This is a genomic window from Sandarakinorhabdus oryzae (assembly GCF_009733735.1).
GTDB classification, from domain to species: domain Bacteria; phylum Pseudomonadota; class Alphaproteobacteria; order Sphingomonadales; family Sphingomonadaceae; genus Sandarakinorhabdus; species Sandarakinorhabdus oryzae.
The window spans coordinates 1-11,769 of record NZ_WNJP01000087.1 but is presented as its reverse complement, the minus strand read 5'-3'; the positions used below and the strand labels follow the sequence as shown (position 1 = coordinate 11,769).

Below are 11,769 nucleotides of genomic sequence, written 5' to 3'. Positions count from 1 at the left end.
GCCCGCAGCCGCTGCCGGAACGCCGGCGACTGGCGCTCGAAATGGCGCGCCAGCCGGGCCAGCTGCGCCAGTTGCCGCGCCTGCAGTTCGGCGGCGGGCAGGCGTTCGGCGGCCCGCAACTGCCGCTCAAGATCAAGGAAGCAATCGGCGTCGGCAAGGTCCAGCCGTGGCGTCAGCACGGGCCGAAGCGGTTCGGGGCTAGCCATGGGCAGGCGCATCCGCCCAAACGCGCCTCACGCCTGCGATGATCACCCGTCGCGCCAAACTGCCCCCCTTCATCAGTCGCATTCGCCCTGATGCTACAGATGGAGACGGGGTTTTCAAATGGTTTGCCTCCGCAGGGGTCCATCCCCGGCGCGGCACACGCCAGACCAACCGGCCGGCGTTCGCAACCTTGCTCATGTAGTGGCGGAGTCGGAGTCCTACTCACTGGGCTCCAGAGAGCTCCTTCTGGCTACTTTAATACCAGTAAGATCAATAGCTTATTCTCTATCTTGCTCTTGAATGGTCCAGTGACCACCACTACAATCTAGCCCTCATTGGAGGGTGCAAAGGTGGGTAGATCTGGACGAACCGCGCTTACGGTCAGGCATGTCGAGACGTGCACGAAGGTAGGCTACACAGCCGATGCCAAACAACCTGGGTTGAACTTGCAAGTTGTAGAGGGGGCATGCGGCTACGCGCGCTCGTGGGTGTTTCGTTACACCAGCCCTGTCACGGGCAAGCGCCGTGAGATTGGCCTTGGTTCGGTGTCGTTACGCGGGCTTGCTGAGGCGCGCGAGAAGGCCGGGGCGTTTCGCAAGCAGGTCATTGACGGCTTGGATCCGAAAGACCTGCGGGACGCGGAGAAGGCACAGCGTGCCGAGGTGCGGCCAACTGCGCTCACATTCCAGCAGGTAGCCGAACAGTGCATCGCGACCAGGCAGCATGAGTGGAAGAATGCGAAACACCGGCACCAATGGGCAGCCACCTTGAAAACCTATGCCTACCCAACTCTCGGTGCGCTGCCGGTAGACCAGATCACGATGGAACGGGTGCTGGCTGTGTTGGAGCCCATCTGGACCACGAAGACGGAAACCGCGACCCGGCTCAGGCAGCGGATTGAGACGGTCATGGACTGGGCCAAGGCGCGCAAGCTTTACACCGGCGACAACCCGGCGTCGCTGAAGGGCGGGCTGGGGCAATTGCTGCCCAAGGCTAGCAAGATTGCAAAGGTGAGGCATCAGCCGGCCCTTCCTTACCAACAGATACACGCGTTTGTGCGCGAGCTGCGGCAGAAGAGGGGCATCAGCCCTAAGGCTTTCGAGTTCCTCATCCTCACAGCCGCAAGGTCTGGCGAGGTGCTGGGGGCAAAGTGGGATGAGTTCGACCTCAATGCCAAAGTTTGGACCATTCCGGCCGAACGCATGAAGGCTGGCCGGGAACATCGCGTGCCACTGAGCGGCAGGGCGATGGTGATTGTACGAGCGATGTTGGCTGGCAAGCAGGGCGACTTCGTGTTCCCCAACCCGAGCGGCAAGAAGGCCTTGTCCAACGGCGCCCTGCTAGCAGTTATCAAGGGCATGCCCGGCTATGCCGAGTATGTGCCACACGGGTTTCGCTCAACTTTCCGTGACTGGGCGGCTGAGACGACCTCGATCGCCAATGAGACCCTCGAACTCGCCTTGGCGCATACGATCCGCGACAAGGCCGAGGCCGCATACAGGCGGCAAGACCAGCTAGAAAAGCGTGTTGCGTTGATGGACCGTTGGGCGAGGTATGTGCAAACGGCTCCACAGGCAGCGACGGTTACTGCAATTGGAGTACGGCATGGCTAAAGCTCCTGGCAATTTCAGTTCAACCCACCGCGCTTGGGTGGCGGAGCATCGGCGGTCAGTGCCGCCATACCGATGGCCCCTAATGAGGCTCGCAATGTGGGTCCAAGCTGGGGCTCTGACTGACGAAGACCGCGAGCAGGTGGCATATATTCTGCGGCAGCTCGCAGGTGGCAAACCACTGAGCCAGGCGATGGGTGTTAGGCCAGGCAGGCGGGTTGATCTTTCCCTCGACGAACTTGTTTACGAGATGGCGATTGCTATCCGACCAACCAGTCAGGGTGGCCGGGGGCTAACCGTCGAAGAAGCAAAGGAAGAGCAGGTCGCCAAACGGAAGAAATCATACGACGCGGTAGAGCGGGCGTGGAAGTCTGCGCGTGGGAAAGCGGTCCGCCGCGCTGTGAAGCGTAGCGCGCCCAGGGGGTATGAAATTGGCCCCATTTAACGGCCCGCCTCATCCCGTGGCCAACACAGTACATGGTCAGCCTTCAACACAAACGAAGGTGATCCATGACCCATATGCCACAGATTGACCCTAGCGGGCGAACGGGGCTTCGCATCGTCCGCCACGCGGAAGTCAGCGAAAGGCTTCAAGTCAGCAGCGCCAAGCTGTTCGACATGATCGCCCGGGGGCAATTCCCCAAGCCATTCGTGATAGTACCCGGCGGGCGGGCGGTAGGCTGGCTGGAAAGCGACGTCGATGCATGGATCATTGGTCGCCATGCAAACGCGCAGGAGGGCTTGGCATGATCTGGCCCGTTACCGAACAGCTGCAGCGCAGCGCTATGGCTAAGATGTGGGCTATCTTCCCCGTCGCACAAGACGACCCGATCCACCTTCGCGCGATTTGGGGCAAGGGCGTGCCGGGCAAACGGCCGACGAGGAACATCACCTTTACTCCGGCAGCTTATCCTAACGTGGCGGAGCGTCAGCTCGCATTCACGGATAAAGCTCTCGGGCTCAACAAGCAGGGTTACAACATCTACATCTGCTTCAACCCCATCAGTCCTGGCTTTCAGGGTGACGAGCATAACGGCCTGTCCGTGAAGGATACTGATATCGTTCGCCGTCGCTATCTCCTGATCGACTTTGACCGTTCCCAGACAAGTCAGCCAGCTACAGACGATGAAATCGACGAAATCCTCAAGGTGGCGCACCAGCTTGAGAAGTATGCGTTCTACAGCAAAGGCCATGAACCTATCACCGTAAACTCTGGCAACGGAGTGCACGTGTACCTGCCCATTGACCTTCCTAATGACGACGGCAGCAAGTTGCTTTGCCAGAACGTGCTGCAAGCACTGGCTAACAAATACGACACTGCGACGGTGAAGGTGGATACGGGGGTGTTCAACGCGTCCCGTATCACGAAGGTGCTGGGGACGATTGCATACAAGGGCACCGAGGCGCCGGACGATACAGGTATCAACGAGCGCTATTATCGCATGGCGTCGGCTGTCGAATGAAGCCGCTTTCAACCAGCGAACTCCGGCAGATGCTGGATGACCTTGAAGCGCATGGATTCGGTGCAGAACGGGGCGGATCTGGGTCATCTGGCGCTCTCTTCACCGCGAAGGCGCCTCTAGACCAGATGTTGCCGGCTCCGAACCCGCAAGGCATTCCTGCGCTTGCAGGCGCTCTGTCTTACATTTCGTCTGACGTTCCGCGTGGTACGGGGACTATCATTGGCCCAGACAGCGCGCCGGTTCCGGATTACTGGCTTGGCGTCGTGCTGGCTGTTCGCCGTGAATATGGTGAAGCAGGCAAGGAGGTCGTGCGGCAATGGTCTCAGCAGAGCAGCCGTTACACTGACGCCGGGTTCGAGCATGCGTGGAAACAGTATAAGCCAGGCCACGCCAAACCAGTCACCATTGGCTCGGTTTTCATGCTGGCTAAGGCGTTTGGGTGGCAGAAGAGCTCATCGGCAACATCACCAACGCCCCACCCATCCGCTAACCGCTTCCGTCTTCTCGACCGCACAGCAATCATGACTATCCAGCCGATCCAGTGGCGGGTGAAAGGCTTGCTGCCAGCAACCGGTATTGCCGCGATATTTGGCCCGAGCGGTTCGGGTAAGTCGTTTCTGGCCAAGGACCTTGGGGCAAGCATTGCGTTGGGCCAAGACTGGTTCGGGCATCGAACAACGCGATGCAATGTGACCTATGTCATGCTCGAAGCCGAGGGAGGGCTGCGTAACCGTGTAGAGGCTTGGGAGGCCCACAATGGAAGGCTCCTTCCTCCCGCCTTCAAAGCAATGACGCAACCATTCCAGCTGGCCGAACCTGAGCAGGTTGAAGAGCTGGGCGCTCTGCTCCCGGTGGGAGGCGTTGTGATCGTTGACACGCTTAATCGCGCGGCGCCGGGCTTGGACGAAAATTCCAGCCAGGACATGGGGCGCATTCTTGCAGGAATGAAGCGTTTACAAGAGGTGACGGGCGGGCTGGTTTTGATCGTTCACCATACCGGCAAGGATGCATCCAAGGGAATGCGTGGCCATAGTTCTCTGCACGCGGCACTTGATGGAGCGATTGAGGTTGAGCGCAGCGCAGCAGGCCGCCACTGGTCCGCCGCCAAGGTAAAAGACGGCGAAGATGGCAAGCAAGTGGCCTTCCAGTTGCACCGTGTCGTGCTGGGTACTGACGGCGATGGCGATGAGGTCAGCAGCTGTGCGGTGGGCCCTGACACTGGTGCGGTGTTTCGCCCCCGCGAGCCTTCGGGGAAGAACCAGAAGTCTGCGCTCTCAACCATCAGGCGTTCGCTCAGCATCTCACCGGAAACCGGCCAGGCTGGATGCGATCCGCAGACACATTGCCTTAAAGTCGAGGACGCCATCGCGGCGGTCGCGGCTACCCTGACCGCCAAAGCGTCCAACAAGCGAAGCAACGAAGCGCGCCGCCTGGTATCTAGTCTGACCTCGGGTGGCTACGTGCAGTCAGCGATTGATGCGGCGGGGGAAGCTTGGCTGTGGCAGTGACCGACGGTCAAAATTCCCGTCCAAAGTCCAACCCCCATAGGGGGTTTGGACATTCTGGACATGGACCGCTTGCCAAAAATATCCAGAAATCACGGTTTTGGAATTTCTGGACCCCCTCCCCCACTTGCTCATACTTCCATGAGGTCAGCGCGCAAAAATTTGGGTGCCCGTCCAGCATGCACTTCAGCTGATATCCTGTCGAAAAGGCGGCCATTGCCCCTCCCGAACATCACCTCAGGAAAGACTCAGCGCTGCACTGCAAAGTGCAAGGCGAGGGGCGCCCAGTGCCGCAACCCGGCAGCGTTTGGCATGGCTGTTTGCCGCTATCATGGTGCCAGAAGGCCGGAGACGATCCGGCGAGACAGCCGACATTGGAACTATCATGGTGCAGGCCAAACTGCGCCTGAACGGCAGCAGTGGCATGACATGGCAGTCTTCTACCATGTGATCGAAAGCCTTATGTCTGCTCTTGATTTGATGGCACCGGGATCAACTCGAACACGGGGGCGCAAGCCGAAAGGGTATTTATGAGAGCAATGAGCCGCCAGAGGTAGATTCGGATGTTTATTGGCAGCAACTGAATCTGCTTTGGTTGCTGCGGTTGGCCTGCGATTTCTGAGATGCTATGACTGCGGCAGGGCGGCGAAGCAGGAGCCGAGCGCTGCGGTTGGCCTGCGATTTCTGAGATGCTATAACTCACATTGTTCATCGCTCAGTCCTTTCGGGGCTGCGGTTGGCCTGCGGTTTCTGAGATGCTATGACTGACGGGCTTGCGGTCGAGATCGCACACGAGCTGCGGTTGGCCTGCGATTTCTGAGATGCTATGAAGTGCATCCGACGTGCAGGATTGCGATGGCCGCTGCGGTTGGCCTGCGATTTCTGAGATGCTATGACCCAAAGTGACCCGCACGGCTTGCGACACGGGCTGCGGTTGGCCTGCGATTTCTGAGATGCTATGACTGCCGCCCTCGAAATGCGTGATGACGTGGTGCTGCGGTTGGCCTACGATTTCTGAGATGCTATGACCCCCACCAAGCGCGGGGGGGTTCAGAGAGGGCTGCGGTTGGCCTGCGATTTCTGAGATGCTATGACCGATACATTGTCAAGTTGTTGCTAAGGCTTGAAAAACGGGTGTGTCGGTCAGGCATTTTCTGGCTCACGTGATCAGAATAATGCCAGCTGATCTGGGTTTTTGCGCTGGCGCTGACGGCGCTGGCGAAATCGAAGATACGCTCCATCGTTCACTCGCGTGGACCCGGATCAAAGACCCGGCCTAATGGGTCAACACGCACCTGCCGTGCCTTCCATTTCTTCAGGGTGCTGGCCGACGTGTTGGTATATTTGAACGGGTCTTGATCGATTGGCTGAGCGTCACGCGCCTTCAGCGGGCCGCCTTCATTGGGCGGCGCCAAGACCAGACTGCCATTGGACGAAAATTTGACCACGCGCATCAATTCGCGAGGTGCCGCTTCCCGTTCGATGGCCACAATGTCGTTTTGGCGCAGTGAAAGCATCTTTTTTGCGGCGGGATGCGGGCGCTGCCGTTCCTCGCGCTGGTGGGCATCGAACATCGAGACGATATCGGCCACCCATTTGCCTTCCGGCAGCCGCCACACGTCAAAGCGGGCGTTGGAATCGCCCTTGTGACCTTTGTAAATCCTTCCGTCCCGATCGCGGATTGGGATGATGTTCAGCGGCTCTCGCACCCGAACCCGTCTTATGCCGGCAAACACCGCGTCATGTCGGGCAAATCGGGCCAGCGCAGCCTCAAAGTCCTTGCCGGTGAGGCCGCCCACTGCGGCCAGCAGGCGTTCATGCAGGGCCTGATCCGCAATTCGGTCGGGATTGGCCACATCGGCCGGTTTCAGGCTGTTGAAGGGGATGCGGTGGACAACGATTGACGTCTTGCCATCAGCCGTCATGGCCCCGGTGAAGCCATAGGCAGTATCATTGTGCAGGCGCCCCGCAGTCATGTCTCTGTTCGCTGCCGGTCGGCCTTTGCGGCCATGATCCGGCTTGTGACTTACGGTTATGGTGGCCAGATTTGCGCCCAAGTCTTCGCGGAATCCCTCCCACGGTTGGGGCAGGCCTTCGAAGAGCCGGTCGAGATCCTTATCTTCCGCCCGGCCGGCGGCCTGGGCGATGCTTTGTACCAAGCCACGTGTTGTAACTGCCACCACTGCGGCATCGATGGCATGATGGCGGTGATCGAGCCGGTTTTTTGGCGCCGCAGAATTTTCGTTTTCAACGAAATTGTGATCTGGCAGCAGGCTGTTGAGCCCCCAAAGCCGGCGCAGCATGGCCGTCATACGGCCGGGGATCACATAGACACTGCCCTCGTCCATTGAGGGATAGAGGGCCGAAAGATAGCGGCCCGCCAGTCGGGACAGATATTGCGTGTCGGTGAGCTGGCGGGCAATGAAGCCGCCTTCACGTTCGAACCGTTCCATCGCGTCCGGGCCGAACCGCCACTGCTTGGAGCGGTGCATGCGTGCCACTTCGGCACGGATCACTTCCCAGCGCGCCGGGTCACTTCCCCAGCGCTCGAACGGCGTCCGGTTGCCCTTTGCCCTGTTGCAACTGCGGTGCGCTGCAACCTTGTTGGCGATCCCGTCGTCCAGGGTGCGCGAATAGGGAAGGATGTGATCAATATCGACTTCCCCACTGAACAGCGCCCGCGGACTGATTGGTTGGCCGCAATAGGGGCAGCGCCTATTGAGCGGGTTTTCAGGGTTTGATTCCTCCCAGATGCGCAGGAGGGCACGATTGGCCCCGGTGTCGGCGATACCCTCAGCAGTCAACCGCTGTCCGCGCGCTATGGCGGCGGCGGTATCGCGGCGTATGCGGCGCTCATGCTCCTCCTTTTCCGCCTCATTGAGCTTGAGCTCGCGCGCCAGTTCCACCACGATCTGATCGGGCCGGCCGTGCACGTCGATGACGCTGTTGACCAGTTTCTCCAGCTGCCGCAGGCCGATGTGCACCGTGGGATTGGTGATCTTGCCCCAGCGCACTTCCGGCGGATCGGTGGGCTGTTGGCTACCAGGCGGAATCTCGCGGGTCAGCAACTCGCCATAGTAGGGCAGCCGGTCCAGGCATTCCCCGGTACGAAAATCGCTGTGATGCCAGCCACAGGCCTCTACCGCTTGATTGTAGGTTAGGGGGGCGCCTTCGTTATGCCCGTCCCTGAGTGCCGCAAGGATGCGCCGGCTGGCGGATTCACCGAGGCGGCCATGACCCTCAGGCAGCGGCGCGCGTGCGACAGCTGCAGCCTGCTCATGGTCAAGGCCACATTCGCCGGTCAGAAAGGCTTGAAGTCGTTCAGGGTCTTCTTCCTCCATCAGCCGATCGATGATCTGCCACTGGCGATCAGCGTCGAACTGCCCCCAGCGCTTGCCGAAGCGCTTCTTGTCACTCATGACCGCGAACACCTCGTCTCCGGCCATGTGCGTTCGGGTCTGGCTAGCCTTATTGAAGCTTTGGCCGTCCTGCAGTTTCAGCAAACGCGCGAGTCCGTCGAAGCTGGCCTTTCCGGTGTTGCGCAGCTTCAGAATCAGCGTGTTGCGCTCATCCATCGTCAGCTTGCGCGGTGCGCCTCCCGGCGTGGTGATTTCCAGTTGGTTGACCTCCTCGTACAGGCGGCGCTCCTGAAAAAGTGGGTGTGCCTTTGGCAGGCGCTCCTCGTTCGTAACGAAGGTGCAAACGCCCACAGTTGGTGCCTTAAGTGGGCGCTGGAAGAACAGGATTCGCGACAGGTCGGCTTTGGCCGCTTTGGTCAGCAGGGCCGGGTGGTATGCGGCTTGCGCCTCCCAGATGCGGGCAAATTCATGCTCATAGTGCCGCCGCTGCGGGTAGAAATCATAGCCTTGGCTCTCGCTGTTCATCCGCACGCGCTTAGTGTCGAGGCCATGCAGAAATTGGCCCAGTGTGTCGGCGCCGACATCGGCCATCGCCCGGTCCAGATCCTGCGCGGCAGCGGCGATCTTGCCGTCCTCCTGGTCCTTGGCCATGCGTTCAGCCTTGCGATTGGATTTGAAGCCCCGTCGCTGGTTGAGATGGAAGAGCGCGCGGCCGATTTCATAAGGACGCAGGGGTTCTGATAGCGCGCGCATCCGCAACTCGTATGGGTCGCGGGCCGCAACCAATCGGGCTTCGTCGGCATCGGATGGCATCAGACCGTGCGCAATCAATGCCTCCAAGAAGGCGCCACGCCGCCCGATATAGCGATCCCTCCGGCGGCGTGCAGATCGTGCCAATCGACGGTCGACCGCCAATGACGTTCCTGATTGCGGATCCCTGCCATCGGAAAAGATACGGCTTCCAAGTGCAACGATCTTTGAGTCATCCTCGATCAGGCACCATCCAATGCTGTTGGTGCCGATATCCAGTCCCAGTCTACGCATGAAGAGGCCTCATTGGCACTGAGCTAGTTCGCGCACGACCATGAGCCGCGATTGCTGGTGTCGATGGAAAGGGCTCATGATAGAGCGCATGGCAATTGTTGGGCAAGCGTAGATCAGGCTTGACGGGCTTCTGATCGCAGGTCAGATTGCCTGTCTCAGAAATCGCAGGCTGGCTGTTAGCAAGCAGTCTGAGCTGCACCAAATAAGGGCGGTCCTACGGGGCCGCCTTTTCTGTATGTGCTAGCTGGTCTTGTTTTTAGATATCCCACGGCATGGACACAGCCGTGAGCCAGCGACAAGGGGTTCGTCTGGTGTGAAGTGGGGCCTCGTTTTCGACTGGCCGCCATCCAATGAGCAAAATCGTATTTATAAAGGAAGCGTGGATCCCATACCTCGGAAAGAGGGGGTGCCTCCGGGCTCTGGTCTGGCCGAGCAGGAATTTGAAGGGGGCGAATTCTTTCCGCTGCACATGCGCCCCTAGGCCGGCTTGAAGATTGGGCACAAGGGCGGGTATTGCCTGCACCCTTCTCTTAAGAATTTGAACTTATTGAATATGCGGGGGATAGCAGTCATCCACAGTATAGACATGGGGGGGAGACCTCGAAGGCCAAGGCTGAACCTAGATGGAGGGTTGCTGAGTTGCGAAAACTTGAGGCATACTCTTTTACATTAGGCTTGGCTTGAGTGGTGCGATGGATGGGAAGAAATTTGCGTGCCCCATGATTTCGTTAGTGACATTCCATTTCGGTCAACTATCAGTGGATCGCTTCCGGAAGGACGGATGGGGGAAAGAGAATGGTAACAAATTGGGCATCCCGCAGTTCAGTTTTCTTTTTGATGATTTTCTTATTTTCGACGCCGGTCCAGGCCCAAGACTACAAAGCTAGATTGTGTAAAATTGTTGCCGACGCGGCTGCTTTCGGTATGCAACAGCGAACGCGAGGCGTTGATGAACAAGAAGCCGTTGCCGAAACGTTGAAACGACTAAAATTGTTTCCAAGCATTGAGATTAAAGTAGCAATTAAATGGGTTCGAGGTGCGTATGAAGTGCCAATGAGAGATCCGCAACTTCACGCAAGAGACGTTCATATATTTTGCATGGAGGAAATTGAGTAAAATATTATTGAATATTTGAGAAGTTTATATTGTTATGTTTTATTGGGTTCGTTTTTCATCGAAAACCGGTCTGTCTATTTTTTATGAGAATGCACGTTGTTCTCAACTGATAATCACAACCAATCGCTCTAAGGCTAGGTAACAGTTCCATCACCGGCGTGGTGGCTCAAGAGCCAGAACCTTGGCAAAATGCTCGCGCACCGTCTTTCACCCATGCCGTGATAGTTGGTGAGCAGCTTAAGATGCACGGCTACGGCTGCCAAATAAGCGCTGTTGTATCCCCGGTAGTGTCACACTTTGAAATCTGTAGCACTCGCCAGCCGCCACCCGCCACTGTATGCTTAGCTGACAACGTGGAGGTTTATGTATGAACGCCGATAAGATTAAAAGAGATATTGAAACGTTGCGCGAGTCGATCCGCTTGGACTGGGCGGACTGGTCAAAGGTCGATCTGTCCCCAAGCGAACGCAAAGGGCTCAGTCAACATATTAAATGGTGTGCTCTTGAATTGAACGCGCTTCTCCTTGCTTTTGAGATGGCGGACAAGCTGGACGCACGCGATCCCTAAGGGGCTCAACGGAGCGAGACGTCCCGCCGAATCTGTCGGCTGTGGTCGTTTTATGACGTGTGGTCCAAGATCGACGCGGCCAAGGTCCCTGCTAAGCGCAGGCCTTAAAAAAAGCGGGTGAAGTCATGAATGAGCCGGGTTGTGGGGCTATCATCGGGATGTTCGTAGGGGCATGCATTCTTGTGATGGTGATTGGCTTCCTCTTCCATATCGGGTGGAACTGGGCCGATCAGGTCAAATGGTGAAATTCAAAGTGTGGCCCAACCGAATTCTAGCGTCCCTCGTCCAATAAGCAGATCAATATGTACGGAGGAAGCTCGGGTCCCATATCTGAGGTAGGGGGGTGCCCCATGGGTGGGGTCAAGCCTAGTCAGTTTCGACGAGGGTGGAGGCGATAAATTAACTAAGCCCCCACGATCCTAGCCGAGCCGCCCCCCAAAGGTGGGTAAAAGGGTGGGTAATGCCCACCCTTTGATCACAACATACTGATAACATTGATTTAGTGGCGGAGTCGGAGGGATTCGAACCCTCGGATCCAGTTACCCAGATCGGCAGTTTAGCAAACTACTGGTTTCAGCCACTCACCCACGACTCCGAGCGAGGCGGCAGGCTATAGCCATGCCGGCAGGGGGTTGGCAACAGGCATGTCATGGCTGGCCGGCGCAGCGTGGCGGCGATAGAAGAAGCGCGTGACGGCTCAGCCCCCGTTCAGGCAAAGATGTTCAGGCAAAAGCGTTCACGACAGCGCGGCGAGGCACGCCACGCGAGGGAGAGATGGGAATGACAGTTCGGGTCGGGTTGATGATGGCCGTGATGCTGGTGGCCATGCCGGCATGGGCGCAGGAGGCGCAGCCAGCGCCGCCGCCTGCCCAGGCGCCCGCCGCCGCCACGCCGGCGCCG

General features: G+C 58.4%; 7 protein-coding genes, 1 tRNA gene and 1 CRISPR repeat array. Of the genes, 6 read left to right on the top strand and 2 right to left on the bottom strand.

Annotated elements, in window-relative coordinates:
• The first annotated feature begins 554 nt into the window (after positions 1–554).
• The 4 genes from GJ693_RS09735 (at position 555) to GJ693_RS09720 (ending at position 4,785) form a co-directional block, all read left to right on the top strand.
• Positions 555–1,817 carry a tyrosine-type recombinase/integrase gene (locus tag GJ693_RS09735; RefSeq protein ID WP_156256116.1) on the top strand — a complete coding sequence of 421 codons (1,263 nt, stop codon included), beginning with the start codon at positions 555–557 and terminating at the stop codon, positions 1,815–1,817.
• Positions 1,818–2,324: 507 nt separating this feature from the next.
• Positions 2,325–2,564 carry a helix-turn-helix transcriptional regulator gene (locus GJ693_RS09730; RefSeq protein ID WP_156256115.1) on the top strand — a complete coding sequence of 80 codons (240 nt, stop codon included), beginning with the start codon at positions 2,325–2,327 and terminating at the stop codon, positions 2,562–2,564.
• The gene (locus GJ693_RS09725; RefSeq protein ID WP_156256114.1) at positions 2,561–3,277 is read left to right on the top strand and encodes a hypothetical protein; all 717 of its coding nucleotides are present in this window, start codon (positions 2,561–2,563) and stop codon (positions 3,275–3,277) included. Before GJ693_RS09730 ends, GJ693_RS09725 begins: the two co-directional genes overlap by 4 nt.
• Entirely contained in the window at positions 3,274–4,785 is a 1,512-nt protein-coding gene (locus tag GJ693_RS09720; RefSeq protein WP_156256113.1) for an AAA family ATPase, read from the top strand. Before GJ693_RS09725 ends, GJ693_RS09720 begins: the two co-directional genes overlap by 4 nt.
• Before the next feature lie 594 nt (positions 4,786–5,379).
• Positions 5,380–5,874: direct repeats of the CRISPR family, unit length 33 nt; unit sequence GCTGCGGTTGGCCTGCGATTTCTGAGATGCTAT.
• A gap of 152 nt (positions 5,875–6,026) precedes the next feature.
• Here GJ693_RS09720 and cas9 read toward each other — a convergent pair.
• Positions 6,027–9,185, bottom strand: a complete 3,159-nt coding sequence (gene cas9 / locus GJ693_RS09715; protein WP_156256112.1) for a type II CRISPR RNA-guided endonuclease Cas9 — start codon at positions 9,183–9,185, stop codon at positions 6,027–6,029.
• Positions 9,186–9,980: 795 nt separating this feature from the next.
• Between cas9 and GJ693_RS09710 the strand changes: the two genes are divergently transcribed.
• Positions 9,981–10,301, top strand: coding sequence for a hypothetical protein (locus GJ693_RS09710; RefSeq protein ID WP_156256111.1), 321 nt, complete (start codon positions 9,981–9,983; stop codon positions 10,299–10,301).
• Positions 10,302–10,668: 367 nt separating this feature from the next.
• Entirely contained in the window at positions 10,669–10,869 is a 201-nt protein-coding gene (locus tag GJ693_RS09705; RefSeq protein ID WP_156256110.1) for a hypothetical protein, read from the top strand.
• A 503-nt stretch (positions 10,870–11,372) separates the two neighbouring features.
• Here the strand turns inward: GJ693_RS09705 and GJ693_RS09700 are convergent.
• A tRNA-Ser gene (locus GJ693_RS09700) sits at positions 11,373–11,464 on the bottom strand.
• Positions 11,465–11,769 lie beyond the last annotated feature (305 nt).